This is a genomic window from Aquitalea magnusonii, assembly GCF_002217795.2.
Taxonomy (GTDB): domain Bacteria; phylum Pseudomonadota; class Gammaproteobacteria; order Burkholderiales; family Chromobacteriaceae; genus Aquitalea; species Aquitalea magnusonii_B.
Window position 1 is genome coordinate 3,740,651 of sequence record NZ_AP018823.1, and the last position, 20,513, is coordinate 3,761,163.

16 protein-coding genes are annotated in these 20,513 nt (G+C 59.5%); 10 read left to right on the plus strand and 6 right to left on the minus strand.

Annotation, left to right across the window (positions count from 1 at the left end; all coding sequences use genetic code 11):
* Positions 1 to 96: 96 nt before the first annotated feature.
* The 4 genes from DLM_RS17650 (at position 97) to DLM_RS17665 (ending at position 3,561) form a co-directional block, all read left to right on the plus strand.
* Complete coding sequence (locus DLM_RS17650) at positions 97 to 1,053, plus strand: DUF932 domain-containing protein (protein WP_119313217.1); 957 nt, start codon at positions 97 to 99, stop codon at positions 1,051 to 1,053.
* An 88-nt stretch (positions 1,054 to 1,141) separates the two neighbouring features.
* Positions 1,142 to 1,519, plus strand: coding sequence for a hypothetical protein (locus DLM_RS17655; RefSeq protein ID WP_145985804.1), 378 nt, complete (start codon positions 1,142 to 1,144; stop codon positions 1,517 to 1,519).
* Positions 1,520 to 1,684: 165 nt separating this feature from the next.
* On the plus strand, positions 1,685 to 2,668 hold the full coding sequence (locus DLM_RS17660; RefSeq protein WP_089084126.1) for a YqaJ viral recombinase family protein: 984 nt from the start codon (positions 1,685 to 1,687) through the stop codon (positions 2,666 to 2,668).
* Positions 2,665 to 3,561, plus strand: coding sequence for a hypothetical protein (locus tag DLM_RS17665; RefSeq protein WP_089084125.1), 897 nt, complete (start codon positions 2,665 to 2,667; stop codon positions 3,559 to 3,561). The genes DLM_RS17660 and DLM_RS17665 overlap by 4 nt, the downstream gene beginning before the upstream one ends.
* Here the strand turns inward: DLM_RS17665 and DLM_RS17670 are convergent.
* A complete protein-coding gene (locus DLM_RS17670; RefSeq protein ID WP_119313216.1) occupies positions 3,548 to 3,898 on the minus strand; it encodes a helix-turn-helix domain-containing protein in 351 nt (116 codons plus the stop codon). The genes DLM_RS17665 and DLM_RS17670 overlap by 14 nt on opposite strands.
* A gap of 131 nt (positions 3,899 to 4,029) precedes the next feature.
* Here DLM_RS17670 and DLM_RS17675 point away from each other — a divergent pair, with 131 nt between their 5' ends.
* Positions 4,030 to 4,683: a hypothetical protein gene (locus DLM_RS17675; protein WP_089084112.1), complete on the plus strand. Its 654-nt coding sequence runs from the start codon at positions 4,030 to 4,032 to the stop codon at positions 4,681 to 4,683.
* A gap of 82 nt (positions 4,684 to 4,765) precedes the next feature.
* A complete protein-coding gene (locus tag DLM_RS17680; RefSeq protein WP_167467153.1) occupies positions 4,766 to 5,650 on the plus strand; it encodes a GTPase family protein in 885 nt (294 codons plus the stop codon).
* Positions 5,651 to 5,745: 95 nt separating this feature from the next.
* Here the strand turns inward: DLM_RS17680 and DLM_RS17685 are convergent, their stop codons facing one another.
* Genes DLM_RS17685 through DLM_RS17695 form a run of 3 tightly spaced genes read right to left on the minus strand, consistent with a single transcriptional unit; the run spans position 5,746 to position 11,045 of the window.
* Positions 5,746 to 6,930 carry a type VI immunity family protein gene (locus DLM_RS17685; RefSeq protein WP_089084114.1) on the minus strand — a complete coding sequence of 395 codons (1,185 nt, stop codon included), beginning with the start codon at positions 6,928 to 6,930 and terminating at the stop codon, positions 5,746 to 5,748.
* 22 nt (positions 6,931 to 6,952) lie between these two features.
* A complete protein-coding gene (locus DLM_RS17690; RefSeq protein WP_167467154.1) occupies positions 6,953 to 8,191 on the minus strand; it encodes a VRR-NUC domain-containing protein in 1,239 nt (412 codons plus the stop codon).
* Positions 8,192 to 8,195: 4 nt separating this feature from the next.
* Positions 8,196 to 11,045 (minus strand): type VI secretion system Vgr family protein, encoded by a 2,850-nt coding sequence (locus DLM_RS17695; RefSeq protein WP_119313266.1) that lies wholly within the window; start codon positions 11,043 to 11,045, stop codon positions 8,196 to 8,198.
* Between the two features lie 369 nt (positions 11,046 to 11,414).
* On the opposite strand from DLM_RS17695, the gene DLM_RS17705 reads away from it, so the two are divergent.
* From DLM_RS17705 to DLM_RS17715, 3 genes are all read left to right on the plus strand, one after another.
* Positions 11,415 to 12,535, plus strand: a protein-coding gene (locus tag DLM_RS17705) for an IS3 family transposase (protein WP_119313267.1) whose coding sequence is annotated in 2 segments (ribosomal slippage) — positions 11,415 to 11,673 and positions 11,673 to 12,535 — 1,122 coding nt in all. Because the reading frame shifts where the segments join, the coding sequence is not laid out codon by codon here.
* Positions 12,536 to 13,847: 1,312 nt separating this feature from the next.
* Positions 13,848 to 14,021: a hypothetical protein gene (locus tag DLM_RS23435; protein WP_167467155.1), complete on the plus strand. Its 174-nt coding sequence runs from the start codon at positions 13,848 to 13,850 to the stop codon at positions 14,019 to 14,021.
* A 466-nt stretch (positions 14,022 to 14,487) separates the two neighbouring features.
* Positions 14,488 to 14,832 carry a DUF1484 family protein gene (locus tag DLM_RS17715; RefSeq protein WP_089083567.1) on the plus strand — a complete coding sequence of 115 codons (345 nt, stop codon included), beginning with the start codon at positions 14,488 to 14,490 and terminating at the stop codon, positions 14,830 to 14,832.
* A gap of 319 nt (positions 14,833 to 15,151) precedes the next feature.
* On the opposite strand, the gene DLM_RS17720 is transcribed toward DLM_RS17715, so the two are convergent.
* Both DLM_RS17720 and DLM_RS17725 read right to left on the minus strand, forming a co-directional pair.
* Positions 15,152 to 15,835, minus strand: a complete 684-nt coding sequence (locus DLM_RS17720) for a hypothetical protein (protein WP_089083568.1) — start codon at positions 15,833 to 15,835, stop codon at positions 15,152 to 15,154.
* A 443-nt stretch (positions 15,836 to 16,278) separates the two neighbouring features.
* On the minus strand, positions 16,279 to 18,372 hold the full coding sequence (locus DLM_RS17725; RefSeq protein ID WP_167467156.1) for an acyltransferase family protein: 2,094 nt from the start codon (positions 18,370 to 18,372) through the stop codon (positions 16,279 to 16,281).
* Between the two features lie 353 nt (positions 18,373 to 18,725).
* Between DLM_RS17725 and DLM_RS17730 the strand changes: the two genes are divergently transcribed.
* Entirely contained in the window at positions 18,726 to 20,453 is a 1,728-nt protein-coding gene (locus DLM_RS17730; RefSeq protein WP_089083570.1) for a Na/Pi cotransporter family protein, read from the plus strand.
* Positions 20,454 to 20,513: the final 60 nt, after the last annotated feature.

Below are 20,513 nucleotides of genomic sequence, written 5' to 3' on the forward strand. Positions count from 1 at the left end.
ATATCACCCCCTTGAACATGCACAGCGACACCCACTCCGGGTGTCTTTTATGCCCTCGCCCCAGCGTTGTCTGGGGCGTTTTCATTGGAGTGATCTATGTCCCATCTCATCGAATCCATGGCCTTTGTCGGGGCCACGCCCTGGCATGGTCTGGGCAATCCGCTTTCTCCCCAACAACCTTTGGAAGTGTGGCTGACTGAAGCCGGCATGGACTGGCGTATCGAGCAGAGTGATGTCTTGTTCAACGTAGCCGACGACGGCATGCACATCCGGCCGTTTGCTGATTCCAAGGTGCTGTATCGCTCCGACTCTCTGGCACCACTGTCGGTGGTCTCGCCGCGTTACAAGGTGGTGCAGCCGTCTGAAGTGTTGGAGTTCTATCGCGACCTGGTCAGCGCCGGTGGCTTTGAGCTGGAAACCGCTGGGGTATTGAAGGGGGGCCGTAAACTGTGGGCACTGGCCAAGACAGGGCAGGAAGCCCTGCTCAAAGGCGGTGATCGGATGAAAGCCTATTTGCTGCTAGCCACCAGTTGTGATGGCACGCTATGCACAACCGCCCAGTTCACGTCGGTACGGGTGGTGTGCAACAACACCCTGCAGATGGCGGTGAAGGATAGAACCGGTGCGGTGAAGGTGCCCCACTCCACTGTGTTTGATCCGCAGTCCGTGAAGGATGCGCTGGGCCTTGGTCTGTCCGCTTGGGACCGCTTCATTGGGAACATCAAGCAGCTGTCGCAGCGCTCGGTTTCTCCTGAAGAAGCCTGTCAGTTCTTCCGCGAGGTGCTGGATGAGCCATTGGCGGAGGGTACGGAGGATGCAGTCACCTCGAAGGCACTGCAGCAGGTGTCGGCACTGTATAGCGGTGGTGGCATGGGTTCAATGCTAGCCGGTACTCGTGGTACGGCCTGGGGGCTGGTGAATGCGATGACCGAGTATGTGGATCATCGCCGTCGTGCTCGCAGTCAGGACTACCGGCTGGATTCCTCCTGGTTCGGTCAGGGTGCGCAACTCAAGGGCAAGGCGCTGGAACATGCACTGGCCTTGGTGGAGTGATGCCATGGCCTCCGTGCAATCCATTGCTTTGACCGCTGCGTGTTTAACGGCAGGGATGCGGGACTTCTGCTCCTGGAACGGCTTGGGTGTGGCATACGACGGTCCGGATGCCGAGCGCAGCCTGCTGGTGATCTGGGGTGCTGGCTGTCTGGAGCTGCATGACGAACTGGTGCAGTACGCGCCGATGGTGGCAGCCCTGGCAGATACCTTGTACGACCAGCTGAATCAGGCTGCACCGGGGGTGTGGCATTACGAAGTGACCGAAGCCCTGGGCAGTGCCATTGCCGAGTGGATCGTCTTGCATAATGGCCAGCCCCCTTCCCTCGATTGGGTCAAAGCCTGCCTGGTGCGGCTGGCTGGGGAATTCATGCTGCGTGGCCAGCCACAGCAGTGGCCGGCTATTCGTCAAATCCTGTTGACGCTCTCTCCTGAGCTGCCGGTAATCGTGCCGGTAGCACCATCGTGAATCTACGGTTGGTCTGATGTTGGCCTGATTCTGTCTTGTTGGTTCTGTTGTCCTGCCCTGCTGTCGTTTCTCTTGTTTCTACTCTCCCACAGCTTCCCCCTATCAAACCTATCGCCCGGTCAGCCTTGCTGCCGGGCTTTATGCCTTTATAAGGAGTGTTTTGCCATGGCTGAACGCTACGCACAGGCCATTCGTCTGGCCTCTACCCTGAAGTTGTCTCGTGATGAATGGCTGCGCATCCGGCAGCTGGGCATTGGTTCTTCCGATGCCGCCCCGTCCATTGGGCTGTCGCCCTACAAATGTCCGCTGTCACTGTGGCTGGAGAAGACGGGTCGCAAACAGCCGGAGGATCTGTCGGAGAAAGAGCCTGTCATCTGGGGCACGATTTTGGAACCCATCCTGGCCCGGGTGTATGCCGAGCGTACCGGTCGCAAGGTACGGCGGGTGAATGCAGTACTGCAGCACCCGAAGCACCGTTTCATGCTAGCCAATCTGGACCGGGAAGTGCGCTGTCCGGAGGAAGGCTGGGGCATTCTGGAAATCAAGACCGCCAGTTATCACTCAGCCCCGCAGTGGGAGGAAGGCATCCCGGTGGCCTATCAGTGTCAGGTACTGCATCAGCTGGCGGTGACTGGCCATGACTGGGCTGATGTAGCAGTGCTGATCGGTGGACAGGATTTCCGGATTTATCAGGTGAATCGCGATGAAAACAAGATCGCGGATCTGATCGCCCGAGAAACGGTGTTCTGGCAGCACGTGGTGCTGGACACCCAGCCAGCACCGGATGGGTCGGATGACGCGGCGTCAGCCTTGTCCTGGCTATTCCCACGTGATGATGGTCAGACCATCGATCTGTCGGAATCGATTGAGGGAAATCGACTGTTCTCAGCCTTGTTGGCAGAGCGGCAGCGTAAAGAGGATGCAGAGGCCAAGGAGGCGGCCATCCGGCAGCAGATCCAGAACGTGCTGGGTCATGCCTCTGCGGCTGTGTTTGAGTCTGGCCGTATCACCTGGAAGCGCGCCAAGGATCGCATTGCGCCTGATGTCGAACGCTTGTCGCAAGACCACCCCACCCTGCTGGCCCAGTACAGCAAGTCCATTGCCGGTTCCCGGCGCTTTGTCATTCAGACTGAAAGGAAAGCATCGTGATTAAAGGTCTCACCATTACCCCGCCCGTGATCGGGCGTATCAGCATTGGCAAGCTGGTGCAGAAACAAGAACGCTGGCTGCCGGAGAAAGACGACAGCTTTTCATTGACCACCCAGGTGCAGAGCCGGGATGGCTGGTTGCTGCATCCCTTGCACCAGGCGCTGTCGGAACAGGCACAAAACGGCAAGATCCGCGCCATTCCGATCCAGCTGCTGTTCAACGACAGCGAGCTGAATCTGCGTGCCGAATACAGTGCCTTCGACCGGAATAATGGGCGTCCGGTGTGTGTCGGTAACGGAGAGACAGCACGACGGGTAACCAGTCAGGGCATGGAGGAGATTGGCTGTGCCGGACCAGACCGTTGTCCCTTGGCCAAGGAGCTGGGCTGCAAGCTGTATGGTCGGCTCAACGTACAGGTGGAAGGTCAGCAGGATGAGCTAGGCAGCTTCATCTTCCGCACCACCGGCTACAACTCGGTGCGTACCCTGGCAGCACGGCTGAAGTATTACGAAGCAGCCAGTGGCGGTAATACCAAGCACCTGCCGCTGCTGTTACGTCTACGGGCCAAGAGCACCACTCAGTCGCACCGTACCCCGGTGTACTACGTGGATCTAACCTTGCGCGATGGCCAGACCTTGGCCGAAGCCGTCAGTACTGCACGCAAGGTAGCAGATGAACAGCTGGAAGCTGGTATCGACACTGCCGAACTGGAGCAAGCCGCCCGGCAGTTACTGCAGAACGGCCAGTTCGAGGATACCGAGGAGGAAGTACCGCTGCTGCTGGAGGAGTTTTATCCAGCAGTGGAAGGTGCTGGTGAACCGGAAGAGAAGCCGAAGGCGATGTCTCGCCCTACCCGGCTCTCTTCCAAGTTGGGTACCGTTAAGACGGCTTAGCCAGCCGGTTGGTCAGTTGTTCCACCATCGCCAGCACCATCTCCCGATCTGCACTATCCAGGCGGGCCAGCATCTGTGCCAAGTGCTGCGCCTGCTCGGCCGGGCGGTTGCTGGACTCCACCAGCAAGGCTGAAGCATCGCAGTGGAACAGACTGGCCAGTTCCAGCAGGCGGGCCACGGTCGGCATTACCAGTCCCCGCTCCATACGGGATACCGCTTCATTGCCGATCTTCAGTTGTTCCGCGACCTGTTCTTGGGTCAGTCCGGCGTCCTGCCGTCGTGCCGCAATCGCTTTGCCAACACTCAGAGACAGCGCGTCCACCTTTATTTTTGCCATCTTATTCTCCATTCCACTCGAATGGTGGCAAATCACCCCATTGACATGAACATCCTCAAAGACTGAATATCAACTCATTAGGGTGAAATTAGACAATGCAGGATGATGAAATGCTTAAGAAAGGAAACACCATGCAATCCAGACAGACACTGATCGCCCTCCCCGTCCTGCTGCTGGCAGGTGCCCTATTGACCGGGTGCAACTCGGATGCACCTTCTACCAGTGAGGCTCAACAAGTCGCGGAAGGGATTTTTGCCAGCTGTGACAACCTGAAAGTCAAAGACTTCGAACGGGTGAACGGTATTCCGCAGAACGATGGTAGCTATCTGGTCCAGGTGAAATACACCGTACGACTCACCCCACCGGAGAGCATCTCCAGCTATATGCGTGATACCTATCCAAAAACATTGGCGGAGCTGCAAGCCAAGGACACCCTGTTCAAGGAATTACGTACCCAGTACTTCGAGCGCTTGCATGCGCTTGAGGCAACAGAGCCGATGGCGACAGAGAACGATCTGCTGGCTAAATACCCTGATCTGGCCCAACTGTTTGCAAAGCTGAATGAAGCCAACTCTGGACCACAGTTAAACAGCTTTGTGAACGACACCATGAGCATGATCGAACGGAACATGGTGGATGCCTGCCCCAAGGTCAATCCCAGCACAACCATCCGGATGGTGGGGGTACCGAAGCCGCTGGAGAAATTTGCCGGTGACGTCGACATCCCCTTCAACGATACCTACGCCATGATCAAAACAGACAACGGCTGGATGGCACGCCAGTAACCCCCCCCTCCCCCATACACCAGCCAGCGCCCATCGCCGTGACCACGGGATGGGCGTTGTCGTTTCCAGCACGGAGCTTCATATGTTCTTACCGACATTTCATGGCGAGCAGATGCTCTCCTACCTCAGCAGTACCCTCAACCTGCATGGACAGGCCTTTACCCAGGCACAGCGTGAAGAACTACAGGCGCGTATCGAAGAGCTGGTCAACTATCAGGCCGTGGTCGGCATCATGGGTAAAACCGGGGGTGGCAAGTCCAGCCTGTGCAATGCGCTATTTGGCCAGGATGTTGCCGAAGTCGATGACATTACCGCCTGCACACGCTACCCACAGGAATACACTCTGGCGTATAAAAATGGGAAAGGCATTGCCCTGATTGACGTACCAGGTGTTGGTGAAAGCATCGGTCGGGATCAGGAATACGCCGATCTGTACCAGCGCCTGCTGCCGGAACTGGATCTGATCCTGTGGGTGGTCAAAGCCGATGACCGGGCCTTGGCCATTGATCAGCAGGTGTTCAACAGCGTTATCCGCCCCTACCTGGCAGATCGGGACATCCCGGTACTGTTTGTGATCAGCCAGGTGGACAAAGTCTCCCCTTGTTGGGAGTGGGACCACGAACGGCATCTACCGAGCAGCACTCAACAGCGCAATCTGAGCCGCAAACAGATCCAGCTCTCCCAGACCTTCGACATCGCCCTCGATCACATCTGCGTCACCTCCGCCGAAGAAGGCTATGGCCTGACCGGCCTGGTCGAGCAGATCGTCACCCTGCTGCCTAATCAAAAAAAGTGGGCAATTGCCCGGGAAGCCAAGCCCGAGTACGTGTCAGGTAAGGCTTACCAAACGGCAAGCAAAGGACTATGGGAAACCATCAAGGAGACTGCCACCAGCATCCTGCGGGAAGGCTGGTCGGTGATTTCCAGCAAGGTGGAAAGCTGGCTGGACAAGCTGTTCAACTGGTAGGGCATAGCGGGCAAGGCTTCGGCCTTGCCCGCTATGCTGTACTAGTACTGGACTTCTTTTTTTGGTGGAAAACTTGGTAACAGTTCAGAATTCGGTTATTCGCACTGCAGATACCAGATGGTACTGCCATAAACCGAGTCAGGGAAATCAGGCATCTGCTCACCTTGCTCGAAATAGCGCTGAGCATTTTCTTTAGCCGGCGTCCACCAAGTGCCGCTTTCCGGGCAGGGTTGGCCGGCTTCGCAGCGCTTGCCTACGGGTATTGTCTGCTCTGCAGACTCATCTGGCAGTGGCACATCATCGAATCGTGCATACCACGCAAGCGTGTTGGTCTTGGTGAACCCTTCGGCATCATCCATGCAGGTATGCAATTGATCCGGATTGGACACCCGTATGGACTTGAGAACACGGTTTACCGCTACATAAGCGGGTGGATGGCCGCTTTCGGGCGCACCCACATCTGGCAACAGACCAGCCTGGATGATCAGCCTACCATTATTGGTTTCCTGCAGGCCAATGTCAGGCAACTGCAAGCGCTGTTTCAGCGCGGCCATGCCACCAAGCTTCTCGATATAGCGCGGTCCAAGTAATGTCAGCCAGTTGACCCCTTTAATGCCGTCCTGCAACTCGGCCAAATCCATGTGAGGGGCGGAATCCACCATCAGGCCGCTATAACGCTGCGCGATCTGAAACTCATAGGGTTGAAACTGGTGTCGATCATAAGGGAGTGTGCAGGCGAGTCCAGCATAACCATGGTCTATGTCCAGCGTTTGGCACAAGTAGCGCACCCAGTCCAGGAACTGTTGCTCACCTTCAGGGGTTTCCAGCCGCTCCCATGGCAATACGATCTTGACATAAGATAACACCCCATAAGGGTCACGTTCGGCGTGCGCAGTCATTGCCTGGATTGAGTACTCGGCAGCCCGTTCACCATTTTTTTCACTCTGTAACGTCCACTCGAATGCCAGTCCTGCGTCCACCAGCTTACTCAGTTTTTCCTTAGCTTTTGTTATGCTGTCTTTGCGCAGAGAAGTAAAACCGCGTCCGCTAAAGTCATGAAACTGTCCTTGCAAATGCTCGCCAAACTGCTCGACAAAGCGCTCGAAACAGCCCAGCACCTTATGGCCAACATCGCTCTGCCCGCCTTGACGGAAGTACACCGTGCAAATCAGGCCCAGCCTGACCAACACCACTCCCTCTGGCGTCACGCCTTCAATAAAATCCACATTCTTGGAGATGCTGGCATAGGCTTGCATACGCTGATAGGTATTAACAGTCATTTATTATTCATCCACTCCAACATTACGAGGCTGTCGCCAGAGCACTACCACCAAGCATGGTTGCGACAGCAGCCCAGGCTATCGCTCCCATTTCAACTAATGCGGTTAATGCCGCTACTAACCAACCGCCAAGAACGAACACAACGATTGCACCAGCAATAACAACCGCGACCGCTAGCAGGCCCTGGCCAATATCCAGCAATACCTGCGTCCAGTCTATCTGGCGTAAGGTATCTAAGGTCAGATCTGTGTAGCGCTGAATTTCCTTCCATGCGGCCTGCAACTGAGCAGTAGTCCAACTGGCAATTCTCTGCCCCTGTTCGTTAACGAAATTCCATGCTCCGCTGGCTCTGTCTTGCAGCCAATGACCTGCGGTAAACAACCAGGGCGCATTCTGCTTTAACTCTGTTTGTACCTTGGCCGATAGCTGCCCCACAGCCTGACGCAAGTCCTTGGCCAAGGCCTTGCCATCCTCGGCCAAGCTATAAACCAATTGCTTCGCATCATCCAACCATACTTCATAAAAAGCCGGATCGGGCAACGGCTTCGGGCCATAAATAGGCACCCGCCGATTCTCGCCACGCGGGATACCGTCCGCCCTGGGTGCGAATATCGGAGCAGGTTGTTTCACCGGCTCGGCCTGTCTTTGCTTTTCACGTGGAGGAATCACATGCAGCAGCGTAAAGCGGTCGGCCCCCCCGGCGATCTGCTTGTAAGCCTCTTCCTGTTTAATACTCAAGGTATCTCCCGGAAACTTGACCTCGACCACGCGGTGCAAATTGTCACCATGCGCCACACCATCGTGATCAGTGGTAGCCCGCCCAGGCCAACGCCGTGACTTGTTCTTTACAATGATCAAGTCAGGACGGCGCAAAAATCCCGTGCGCATGCCTTTTGGGAATGGTGTCAGTGAGTGGCGTCGATTTGGATCTGGCCTCTCCGAACTGCTCAAGAACGGCTTTGGTACGCCCTTTGGATCAAGAGGCATATCAAAACTAACTTCAGCCTTGTAATACCACAAATATTCATGGTGCCTCTCATCCCCCCGGATTTCGGCACTCATCACCACCTGGCGAGCGTTAATGGTGAAGGTTTTTCCCGACTTACTGACTGCCAAACGGACGTCAGGTGTTCGGATCGCCACTTCTGCCTTGGGTTGCAGATAGGGCTTGTCTTCCGATGTCGGCAGCTTGGCGTATTGCAGGTCTTCTTCCAATCGCGTGACGCCGTTACCGGCCATTTTAGGTGTCAGGGTGGTCATGTGATTATCCTTGCTGAACGTCATCGCGCATTTCAAGTTCCAGCTCATGCGGGCCGCCACCCGCCAAGTGCAAGGTCTCCGTTTTGGATGGGGCCTTTTCCAGGACCTGCAAGGTCATACCTTCGGGTTGCCGACTCATAGCGGTCATTGTCCAGCCCTCCTGGTCGGTGTAACCATTAATGGTGCGACCGCCCGCTTGCTTGATGGAGTACGCCCGGCCAATCAACGGCTCACCGGTTTTCTGGTTTTGCAACTGGAAGCGGCCGCTATAGACCTTACCGAAGGTGGGCATCCTGTAGTTCAGGCTGGCCGGCCCGCTCAGCGCATGACTCGCCCCCTTCACGCTCACCGTCCCCGGGCAGTGGATTTCGATATTGCCGCCTTTTAACCGGATATAACCGCCGCCGCTGGTGAGTAGAATCTCTTCTTTGGCAGCCAGCGTTACTGCTCCCTTGGCCGATGTAATGGTCAGTTCCTTATCCGCCGTCAGTTCCAGCGCATCACTCTGCGCTTGCACCTGCACCTTGCCCTTCGCCGCAATCAGCTTCAGCGCCACTTTGTCTTTCACCCCGGCCACAAACAGGCTGATGTGCTGGCCGACGTTGTGCAGCCAGCGGCGGCCGGTGGTGTGGTTGCTGTCGCGTTGGGCGATGAGGTTGAGGTTGGTTCCGGCAGAGATTGTGTGGCTTTGTTCGGTCAGGCTGGCGATGCCGGCCGGGGCGGACAGGATGAGCAGCGGCTGTTGGCCGGCCTGGTCTTTTGCCGTCTTGCCGTCCTTGTCGGTATTGCTGCCGGCTTCCCAGGCTTTGAGCGCGGCGGCGTGGTGTTGCAGGTGGCCGCTGTCCTTGTTGCCGTCTTTGCCGTTGTCAGGGTTGATGGCGTCCGGCCCGGTTTCCATGCTGTCGGCCAGTTGCGCGGCGGCGGTGTCGCCCAGGCTTTGGCTGAGGCTGAGCGCGGCGTCGAGCTGGCTTTGTGCGTGTTCGCGCGCCAGTTGTTTGCCGGATGCGCCGTTTTGCGCTTCGGTGCTGATGAGCAGGCCGTGGCCGGCGCGGATGGCGCCGTGCTGGTCGGTGCGTAGTTCGAAGCCTTCGCCGCGCGGCTGGGCTTTGCCATTGCTGCGCGGGTGGGTGAGGTAGCCCTGGTTGAGCTGGGTCTTGCCCGCTTCGCTACTGAGCTTGGCGCGGACTTCACCGGGCGTGTCGTCGAACAGCAGTTCGTTGTACTGGCCGCCCTGGTGTTCTTTGGATTTGATGCCGGACAGGGTCTTGTTGGCGGGCAAAGCGCCGGCACCGCTGAAGGCCGGGGTGGCGTGGCTGCCGTTGTACAGCACGCCAACAATCACCGGGCGGTCGATATCGCCTTCGATAAAGTCGACCAGCACTTCCTGGCCGATGCGCGGGATGAACTGGTGGCCCCAGCCGGCCCCGGCGCTGGGCATGGCCACGCGCAGCCAGCAGGAGGAGCGGTCGTCCAGATTGGCGCCGCTGCCGGGGTGTTCGTCTGGCCGCTGCCAGTGGAACTGCACCTTGATGCGGCCCAACTCGTCGGTGTGGACTTCTTCCCCCTCGGGCCCCACCACGGTGGCGGTCTGTACACCTTTAGATGTCGGCTTGGCCTGCGTGCTGTGGGCATAAGCCGGGGTGAGCGGAATGCCGCGGCGCTGGGCGGTGATCTGGGTCTGGAAGGGGCTGCTGTTCTGGCTGTCGTTTGATGTGCTGCTATCTCCCAGCAAGCCGCGCAGGCTGCTGGCCAGATCACCCGGCAGATTGTTGTTGGCACGGAAGGTTTGGCCGGTGACCACGAATTCACGCTGCTCGCTGCTGTCGCCCTCGTGCAGCGGATGTTCATCCAGGCGGAACCATTGGCCAGCGAGCAGGCTGCGTACTGAGCCGCTGCCAGAGAATTGCTTGGCCTGCACATCGTGCGCCTGCTGACGCCGCTGCGCATACTGACTCAGTTGCTCGGCATCGCTGGCGTAGTACAGCGACTGCGGGTCGTAATCCTGCAGGGTGGATTGCAAGGCATCGCCACTGCGGCCTTGCTGGATGCGGCTCTGATCGCCGCTGTGCTGGGTGCTCACCGGCTGGTAATCGAAACTGGCCAGCGCCACCGCACCGGACACCACCTGACGGGCGGCGCTCCAATCCGTCAGGCCGTCTTCTTCCTCGGTGGCATCGCTGCGGTGAAAGCGCACCCGCTCACTGGCGGCGGGCGGCAGGCTGTACGCATCATCAAACACCACCAGCTTGACCTGCGGATGCTCACCATCGACATGCTCGAAACGCCAGGCGTAACCCTCTTCGTGCAGCAGGCGCACGATGAAGTCGAAATCGCTCTCGCGGTATTGCAAACAGTAACTGCGCGGGTTGGCGGAGGCAGTGTGAAACTCCAGCGTCTGTACCTGGGCAAACACCGGATTATTGGCCTGATGCTCGGCCAGGATCTGCTTGACGATGTCCGGCACCGACAAGTCCTGAAACACCCGCGACGTACGACGCAGCCGCAGCAGCGCAAACGGCGGCTCGATGGTGAGGCCGTACTTGGCAAAACCGCCATCCGAACCCAGCAACTCGGCCCGTGACACCACCCCGCAACGCACCACCTGGCTGCCATCGGCATCCAGCACCCCCAGGCGGGCGGCCACACCGAGCAGCGACTTGAGCTCGATATTGCCATCCGGCGACAAACAACTGAGCTGATAGCGATAGGCTTGCGACACCCCCTCGCTGCCATCCAGCGTGTGTGGCAATAACTGCTCGGCGGCGATCTGCCCGCCATCCAGCTGCAGGGTGAGCAGACGCTGGTGCTGGGAAAAGGCGGCGGCGAAGCTGGCGAGCAGGGAGGAGAAGTCCATGGTGCGGGCTATCACGTCGGCTGACGTGAATCATCACATTCTGTTGAAAGTTCAACAGTTTATGCCTTCAGCATGGCTCGAACAAGGCTGAATGGCATGAATGCGTAGTTCTACGGATACGCCTGCATGCAGGAGGAAGGAGCCGGAGGATCATGCTGTGCATTCACAACGGGCAGTTCGTCGGCCAGAGCTGCCTTTCGACATGCGAATGTTGAATGGTTGGTTACACAAAATCCAGGACTCGTCCAGTTGTTGGCCTTCGAAAGTCGTGCATTGCCCTCCCCTCTATGTGATACCCTTTTCGACGTCCCCCCGGTATTGAGTAGCACGTGACTTTAGAGTCCAATCAACCCCATATGGAGATTGGACATGAAGAAACGTTTCACCGAAGAACAGATCATCGGCTTCCTGCGCGAAGCGGAAGCCGGCATGCCCGTTGCACAGTTGTGCCGCAAATACGCCTTCTCAGAAGCCAGCTATTACCTTTGGCGCAACAAATTCGGCGGAATGAATGTCTCCGAGGCCAAGCGTCTCAAGGAGCTGGAAACCGAGAATGCGCGCCTGAAGAAACTCCTGGCCGAGACCATGCTCGAGAACGAGATTGCCAAAGAGGCCTTGCGAAAAAAGTGGTGAGCGCACCGTCACGGCGGGAGTTGGTGCGCCATCTGGTGGGCAAAGGGCTCAGCGAGCGTCGATCGCTCCGTCTAGCCGACATGAGCCCCAGTTCATTCCGCTACCAACCCGCCACCGACCGTAATGTCGCCTTGAAAGCGCAGATCATCGCGCTCGCGCAACGGCACCGTCGCTACGGTGCTGGCATGATCTATTTGAAGCTGCGGCAGAGCGGCATGGTGGTCAATCACAAGCGGGTGGACCGGCTTTATGCTGAGGCAGGTCTGCAAATTCGCCGGCGTAAGCGCAAGAAAATTCCCGTGGCCGACCGTCATCCACTGGCTCGCCCTTTGGCGGCCAATCAGGTTTGGTCGATGGACTTTGTGTTCGACCGGACGGCGGAGGGGCGTGTCATCAAGAATCTGACGGTGGTCGATGATGCCACGCATGAGGCAGTCGCCATTGTTCCGGAACGTGCGATGGGAGGCCTGCATCTGACCCGCGTCCTTGACCAGTTGGCGAAGACACGTGGCTTGCCCAAAGCCATCAGGACCGATAACGGCAAGGAATTCTGCAGCCGAGTGATGTTGAGCTGGGCCCACGCTCATGGGGTTCAGCTCTTTCTCATCGAGCCGGGCAAGCCCAATCAGAACGCTTACATCGAATCCTTTAATGGGCATTTCCGGGATGAGTGCCTGAACGAACACTGGTTCACCAGCCTGCGCCAGGCCCAGGTTGTCATCGAAGCCTGGCGAAGGGAATACAACAATGAAAGGCCGAAGAAAGCACTGGGTGGTTTGACGCCGGCAGCCTATGCCGAATCATTTGCGGAGAAATCAGGTAAATTAAGCTTGGACTCTAAAGCCCCCTGCTACTGAAAGTGGGGGGACGTCGGGCGGTAGAAAGTCATCACTATCTTGTTGGTGATCTGCATACTGTCCTTGATATTGACAGACCCAGTAGCTGATGCAATCGATTACGAGGGCTCAAATCAAGCTCTTTTGAGCTGAACGACATTCCCGCCTTCGACCAAGGGTAGTTGGCCACTCTCACAGTGCTCGAGTGCGTTTCCCAACAGATCCAGTGTTTTGCACACGCTGTTCCCAATGGTATGTCTTGCATAGCGCCCAGTCGTTTTGGCATCAGGCCTTGCATGAGCCAGGACCCTGGCAACCATGTCCCGCTCAACGCCCAACTCTTCCATCCGCGTGGCTACCGTGCGACGCAAATCATAAAGAGTCCATTTACCGCCAGGAAGGTTGTAGAGGTCGTAGTCCTGCTTGGCACGGCAGCACTGCATCCGCTTGGCAGGATGTGCCTCGCGATTCAGCGGGTGCACAACAGAACTACAATCGAGCGTTTACACAGATGTTTGGCCGTGAGTCGAGAGCAATCCATCTGCTATACTTGCGTCGTGTGTTGGTGATCTATTTCAGCCCCGCAAACACTTGCAATGACATCGGCAAGCAGTTTTAATTCGGTTCCCTCCGAACGTCGCAAAATCACCATTTTTCGCTACGTTGGTACAAATGTTGGTACATTTTTAGACGGTTTAAAAATTACTACATAAAAATCAGGAAGATGAGATGTAAATTCGATTCCTGTCGGGGCACCACTTACAGTTCCAGCGAAGTCCGATAAAGTCCACAAAAGCCGCACCCAGTAAGGGTTTGCGGCTTTTTTACGTCCATTTCGCGGGTCTCGTCCCAGCCGCGCCCTGAGCAACACGTCTGTGTCGGCTCGCGCTGACGGGACCGGTCTGCTCCGACAAATGTCTTACTCCAAAGTCCGGACAGTTGATTTTTGTTGTGTGCAGGAATGGTCCGCATGATGGCGGAACGCCCCGGTAAATCCGGGGCTTCCGCCCTACGCATCGCCCCCGTAGGGTGGATGCCCCGAAGGGGCGATCCACCGCACAACGCTCGCGAATAAATCCATTTTCCCCATCGAAAAACTATCGTACCGACGCCACCCTTGGCCCCGCCACGCATGCCGACGGGTGGCAGGGGCGAGGTAAGTAAGCACCTGCAATGTCTGAGCGATTTGACCTTAGCAAATCGCGGGTTCAGGGCGGCTCGCCGGGGTCGGGTCCTGTCGGGCAGCCGCAGGCCATGCTTGCGGGGTGGCCTTGGAGGTGAAGGAAGGCTTGGCCAGGCAAGCCCTCTTTCCCGTTTGCCGCGCGGAAGCGGCATGCAGACCATCATCCGCGTGAGCGGATTTCCACACTGGGTTGTCGCCGGGAAGATCAAAACAAAGAACAACTTCGCGCCTCTCTCCCCCGCCATCCAGGATATCCGGCACCAGCCGGGGGAAGCCGGGGGCATCATTGGGGTCATCTGCCCCTGCCCCCCAAAATGGGCGTGACTCAAGCGCCCGGCAAGCTGCGCCGCACCCTGCGGCAAGCACGCTGGGCCTGAGCCATCCGGACCGGCCCTGTTCAATCAGCGCCCTGCCCATCCCCGGTATTGACAAGGCAAGCCCACCACCCAACAATTGCCGCGTGCTGTTCAATAGCGGCACCGGGTTTAGCAGCCTGACACACATTGGCGGACACCCGCCACCATGGCGGTTTTTTACGTCCGTACACCGCCATTGGTACGCCCATTTTCTATGGCGGGTCGTGGTGGGGATACCTTCGGGTATGCCGGTTCCAATGTGCCGGTCTGCTAACCCTGCCACGTGCCTGCCACCCCCGTTTAGCAGCGGACGACAGGCCCAACCACACATTGGAGGCCACCATGCCTAAGCTTTCCCACGCCCAGTTGCGCCCTCCCCCCGCGATTGTCATTCCCCTTGCAGCACTGCCATCCTTCAGCCAGGAGGCCCGCGCATGAACACCCAGCTCCCGCTCAGCCAAGACCTTCCCGCCGCCTATCTGGCACTGGCCACCGTTCAAGACCAACTCAGCCGCCTGCAAACCCTGGCGACCCTGCCGGAGCACGCCGCGCTGCGCGAACCCATCAGCCAACTGACCCGCCTGAGCCAGACCATCGAGCACACCATTGCTGATGGCATCTGCACGCTGGACCGTGCCGCTGACTGCATGCAATGCCTGCTTGATCTGCTGAACCACGCCGAGGACATGCCGCTGGCAGCCAACCAGCTGGCCGGGCTGTTGGCCCCGCTGCATCAGCAAATCAGCCTCGCCCGCGCCGATATCGGCCAACTCCTGTAAGGAGTAGACCATGAAAAAGCACACCTGCGCCCGGCACTGGATGACGCCCTGCTGGCCAACATCACCGAGTGCTGCACCTCCGCGCCGCCGTACTGATGTAGTAGCGGCCACGACCGAAAGGGGGGCTGACACGCGACCTTACCCGACTGCACCAGCAAGCACATGGCCGCGGTGCCGGGCACCAAGTCCTTAACAGCCAAGAAGTCCGCAACAATCAAAACAGCGCTGCAAGGCGCTTTTTTGTTGCCTGTCGTTTACGCAAGCCCACGGCCTGCTCACTTCATGCTTGCCGCCTGGCTTGATGGGGCAGAATCCTGATTCACACCTCCTGCTGTCGCTCCCTGTCCGCCGCCCGTACCGCATCGCGGTCGGGATATTCGCCGATACGCACCAGCCTGGCGATGATGGCGGCGCGGCTGCGGCCCATGCTTTGCGCGATGCTGGCACAGTCGGGAGCTGCGGGGTCGTGCCAACTGGCGCGTAGCCGGGCGTCGTCGCTGGCGCTCCAGGCTTTGCCGGCATTGGGGTTATTGTCGCGCTGCGGCGGGTTGAGGTCCGGCAGTGGCAATGGTGGCGGTTGACTGGCCCACCAGGCTGGCTGGCCGGCTTGTTCCAGCCTTTGATCGTCGGCCTGCATGGCGCTGGCCTGGTTGGCAAAATAGCCTTGTTTCACCAGCCGGGCGAGGATGGCGGCGCGGCTGCGGCCCAGTTTTTCTGCCAGTTCGGCACTGGTGACGGTGCTGGAGGTTTCCCACAGCGCGCTGAGGCGGTTGTCTTCGGCAATGCTCCAGCGCTCGCCAGCGCGGCTGTGGCCGGGACGGGCCGGGGCAGATGGCGGGACGGGCTGGGCGGCGTGTTGCTTGCTTACCCTTTTGAGCTGCTGGTAGTAGTGGGCGCGGGCCTGGTCCAGCGCCGGGTCTTTCGGGGTGTGCAAGGCCTGACCGCGGTGTAGCGGGTCCTGGCCCAGTATCAGTTGTTCGACGATTTCCAGTTCCCGGAGCATGGTGTGGCCCTCTCTTGTTTCCGGCGTGGTCAGGCTTGCCGAAGCTGGCAACGCTGCACTTGATGATGCAAGTATGGCGGGCTTGTTGGCTTGCGGTCCATTCTTGCACTGGGGCGATTGATTCTTGGCCTTGGTGGTGTGTGAGCCAGCTTCTGATGCCAAAGTGCAGAGGGAGCCAAGCGACCATGCCGTTAATGCGGCCACACAGCACAAAGCCGCCATCACTGGCGGCTTTCAGGCTGCTACGCAAGTAATTTGGTGCGCTTGCATTGGCCCCGGCCAAGCCGGGCCTGCCGACCAAGTAATTGATCCCGCAGCCTGTCTATCTAATCCCAATCCCCCCGCCCTTACCCTGTAAGGGTGCCTCGCTTTTCTTTCAGAAAACGAGAGGGGGTTTGAAAGCCGCCATCACTGGCGGCTTTGTTATATCGGGGCTGATGGCTTCAGGGTTTGGCCAGCGGCTGCAAAGCCCAGTCGAATACCGGTTTGAAATCGGCCGCCATGGAACGGGCCATGCTGGCGGTGATGTGGTTTTTGTCCTGATAGCGGATGTGGCCGTTCTGGCTGGCGTAGCAGGTGGTGGCATCACAGAAATGGTCGAAACCATCCCAGATGCGCACATTGGACGCCTGACTGGCCACCTTGCGCAGCATGGCCACCACGTCGGCACGCTCTGCCTCGGCGTGCTGGCGGCTGACATTGCAGGCGGCAGCTCCCAGCCGGATCACGCACTCTGGCGGCGAGCGCTGCATTTCCGGCTCCGGCAACACCAGCACCAGCTTCAGCCCCAGTTGCTGCAGGTAAGCGGCATTGCGCTGTAGCGCCTGTTGCAGCACGGCCAGCGAGGTGGCACGGTCCAGCGGTGCCACGCCCACCTGTTTGTTCCACACACTGTCCGGCATGCCGTTCTGCCCGGCGGCCAGCACCGCAATGCTGTTTTCACCCGGTTTGTTGAGCACGGCATAGCCGTTCCAGCGCACGTTCATCAGCACACCGCTGACGCCCTGTTGCTTGAGCTGCGGCAGTTCGTCCCGTACCGCGCGGGAGAAGTTGGTACACCAGGTGCGCAGCTTGCCCTCGCCCACCGGGGTGACATCCGGCAGTGGCGGGCAGCCGTGATACACCCGACGCAGGATGGCAATATGCTGTTGCTGCGCCAGGGTTTCATACAGCGGCATCAGGTGGTCGGTGTGCGAATCGCCCCAGGCCAGCAGCCTGACCGGGCCATTGCGCTGGCCTTCCACGCACTGCGCCACCGGCGACAAGGGCAGGCCGTCTCTGGGCATGGCGCAATTGCCGTGCATGGCCATGGCATCGCCCTTGGCTTGCAACAGTGCCTGATGGCCGGACCACGGTGCGCGTGGCAGCAGGAACATGGCCACATTGCCCAGCAGCCACATGCCCACGATCATGCCAAAGCCGCTCCACAGCGTGGCCTTGGTGGCGGTGAAGGCGCGCAGCTTTTTCTGGCGGATGGGCTGCTCGACATAGCGATAGCTCAGCCAAGACAGCAACAAGGCCAGTACGCCGCCCAGCAGCAGGTCGCGCGGCAGGCTGCGCTCGCCCAGGCCCCAGTAGCGGCCCAGCGCCAGCAGCGGCCAGTGCCACAGGTAAAAGCCGTAGGAGAGGATGCCGATGTCGGTCCAGGGCCGACGTGCGGCCAGACGGCTGACGGCATTGTCCGCATTCAGCTGGCCGCCCAGCAGGAACAGCACACTGCCCAGTACCGGCAACAGCACGATGACGCCGGGAAACACCATGGCTTCGTTCAGGCCCAGCACCGAACCCAGCAACAGCAGCAAGCCGGTGCCACTGGCTACGCCAGCATGCGCTTTCCAGCCAGCAGGTAGCGGAGTGATGGCCAGCAGCGCACCGGCGGCAAACTCCCAGGCGCGGGTGGGCATCAGGTAAAAGGCGCGCGGGGTTTCGTGATAGGACAGCCACAGGCAGTAAGCGAGCGAGGCGACAAAAATCAGCCACAGCAAGGGTGGCAGGCTGCGCGCCACCTTGTCCGGCTGACGGCCATTCAGGCGGTACAGCCCCCACATGATGAAGGGCCAGGCCAGATAGTATTGTTCTTCCACCGCCAGCGACCAGGTGTGCAGCATGACGGTGAGGTCGGACGCGGAATTGAAATAATCAAACGCATGCTGGAGGAAGTGCAGGTTGGCCGACAGCAATGCCACGCCGCGGATTTCCCGGCCCAGCTTGTTCTGGTCGTCCGGCAGCAGCACAAAGTAGGACAGCAGCAACACCACGCATACCATCAGCAGCAAGGCCGGGCCCAGGCGGCGAAAACGCCGGGCATAGAAGGCCTTGAAGTCGATGCGGCCCTGGCTGATGAGTTCCTGCCGCAGCAAGCCGCTGATCAGGAAGCCGGAAATGACGAAAAAGATATCCACCCCGACAAAGCCGCCGCCAAAACCGGGCACGCCGATGTGGAACAGCACCACGGCCAACACGGCCAAGGCACGCAGGCCATCGATATCGGGACGGTAACTGCCAGCATTCACGCTGGAGGAAGGACGAAGAGACATGTAAGGCCTGGCACCCGGCAGGCGGCATCGGGCGGATGCCGCGCAACAGGTGGCTATCTGTGGATAAAGAGCCGCCCATTGTATAGCGGGCGGCGCATGCGTCAAAGGATGGCGCTGCGTCGTGTTGCACTGCAAAGTCCTCATGGCGCTTGTATGGTGGGTGAGGTATACCGAAATCAGTTGCCGGCACGGCTTTTGCTACGGATTTACACAAGAACAGGTCGCCTGCTGGCGGATTTTGCCGGTTTACCCCTCCTACACTGGCAGGATGTCAGCCGCACCGCCGCCCACACGCCAGCCACCGCGCTCCCGCGGCGGGCTGGCACAGGCAGCACATCGTCGGGGAGAACAATATGGTGACTTCCATCCTGCTGGACCTGATGGGTGGCGTGGCGCTATTGCTGTGGGGCTTGCACATGGTGCACAGCGGCATCGTGCGCGCCTTTGGTGCCAGCCTGCGCCGGGTGATGGCCACGGTATTGCGCACCCGCCTGCAGGCTTTTCTGGCCGGGCTGGGCATTACCGCGCTGCTGCAAAGCAGTACCGCCACCGCGCTGATGCTGTCGTCCTTCTCGGCCTCCGGCATGGTGGAGCTGGCCCCGGCGCTGGCGGTGATGCTGGGGGCCAATGTCGGCACCACGCTGATTGTGCAGCTGTTGTCGTTTGACTCCTCCGCCATCTCGCCCTTGCTGCTGGTGCTGGGTGTGGTGGCGTTCAAGCGCAGCCGTGATGCACGGTGGCGTGATCTGGGCCGGGTGGCCATTGGCCTGGGCTTGATGCTGTTGTCGCTGCACTTGCTGCTCACCAGCCTGGCCCCGGCGGAAAACGCGCCGCTGGTGCGCGAAATCCTGTCGGCGATTACCGGCGAGCCGCTACTTACCCTGCTGCTGGGCGCAGTGCTGACCTGGCTGGCGCATTCCAGTGTGGCCACGGTCTTGCTCACCATGTCGCTGGCCTATTCCGGCTTCATTCCGCCACTGGCCGCCTGTGCGCTGATTCTGGGGGCCAATCTGGGCAGCGCGCTCAACCCCTTCATCGAAGGCTTGTCCAGCAGCAATCCGGCGCACCGCCGCTTGCCGGCGGGTAATCTGCTCACCCGGCTGGCGGGCTGTGCGCTGTTCCTGCCCTTGCTGGAGCCGCTGCTGAGCTGGCTGACGCCGCTGGAGGACAATCCGGCGCGGCTGGCGGCTGATTTCCACACCCTGTTCAATGTGGTGGTGGCGCTGGTTTTCCTGCCGCCCATCCAGCCCTTGTCGCGCCTGCTGTGCCGCTGGCTGCCGGACAGCAAGGCCGCGGACGACCCGGCCCAGCCGCTGTATCTGGATACCAGCGCGCTGGACACGCCCAGCGTGGCGCTGGCCTGTGCCGCCCGCGAAACCCTGCACATGGGCGATATCGTGGAAACCATGCTGCGCGAATCCATGCAGGTGTTGCTGGGCAATGACCGCAAGCTGGCACTGGCGGTTTCGCAACGCGACAATGCGGTGGACAGCCTGCACGAGGCCATCAAGCTGTACGTGGTACGGCTGACCCGCGACAGCCTGGACGAAGCCGAAGGGCGGCGGGCGATGGAAATCATGGCCTTGTCGATCAATCTGGAGCATATCGGCGACATCATCGACAAGAACCTGATGGAGCTGGCCAACAAGAAGATCAAGCATCAGTTGCAGTTCTCGCGTGAGGGCGCACAGGAGCTGGAGGCCTTTCACCGCCTGGTCATCGACAATCTCAAGCTGTCGTTTACCGTATTCCTCACTGGCGATGTCAAGGCGGCACGCCAGTTGCTGGACGAAAAAACCCGGGTGCGCGAACTGGAAATGCAAGCCGCCGAAAGCCATATGGCGCGGCTGCGCGAAGGCCGGCTGGAAAGCCTGGAAACCAGCTCGCTGCATCTGGATATCCTGCGCGACTTCAAGCGCATCCACTCCCATCTGTGCGCCACCGCCTATCCGGCGCTGGAAGCCAGCGGCCAGCTACGCCCCAGCCGCCTGCGCCAACAGGCGGTGTCCGCCACTCCAGCCAGCAGTGATGGCGCTGGCAGCGTACATCCGGCCCCGCCGCCGTCAGCCGGGGCGTGCTGAGCAGATTTGTTAAGGTGTTTGCCAGTCCGGCCCCGACAGGCCGACAAGCTGGTATATCTG

Coding starts and splice junctions, on each gene's coding strand:
- DLM_RS17650 (WP_119313217.1), top strand. CDS start 97: ATGTCCCATCTCATCGAATCCATGGCCTTTGTCGGGGCCACGCCCTGG.
- DLM_RS17660 (WP_089084126.1), top strand. CDS start 1,685: ATGGCTGAACGCTACGCACAGGCCATTCGTCTGGCCTCTACCCTGAAG.
- DLM_RS17670 (WP_119313216.1), bottom strand. CDS start 3,898: ATGGCAAAAATAAAGGTGGACGCGCTGTCTCTGAGTGTTGGCAAAGCG.
- DLM_RS17675 (WP_089084112.1), top strand. CDS start 4,030: ATGCAATCCAGACAGACACTGATCGCCCTCCCCGTCCTGCTGCTGGCA.
- DLM_RS17680 (WP_167467153.1), top strand. CDS start 4,766: ATGTTCTTACCGACATTTCATGGCGAGCAGATGCTCTCCTACCTCAGC.
- DLM_RS17685 (WP_089084114.1), bottom strand. CDS start 6,930: ATGACTGTTAATACCTATCAGCGTATGCAAGCCTATGCCAGCATCTCC.
- DLM_RS17690 (WP_167467154.1), bottom strand. CDS start 8,191: ATGACCACCCTGACACCTAAAATGGCCGGTAACGGCGTCACGCGATTG.
- DLM_RS17695 (WP_119313266.1), bottom strand. CDS start 11,045: ATGGACTTCTCCTCCCTGCTCGCCAGCTTCGCCGCCGCCTTTTCCCAG.
- DLM_RS23435 (WP_167467155.1), top strand. CDS start 13,848: ATGCAGACCATCATCCGCGTGAGCGGATTTCCACACTGGGTTGTCGCC.
- DLM_RS17715 (WP_089083567.1), top strand. CDS start 14,488: ATGAACACCCAGCTCCCGCTCAGCCAAGACCTTCCCGCCGCCTATCTG.
- DLM_RS17720 (WP_089083568.1), bottom strand. CDS start 15,835: ATGCTCCGGGAACTGGAAATCGTCGAACAACTGATACTGGGCCAGGAC.
- DLM_RS17725 (WP_167467156.1), bottom strand. CDS start 18,372: ATGTCTCTTCGTCCTTCCTCCAGCGTGAATGCTGGCAGTTACCGTCCC.
- DLM_RS17730 (WP_089083570.1), top strand. CDS start 18,726: ATGGTGACTTCCATCCTGCTGGACCTGATGGGTGGCGTGGCGCTATTG.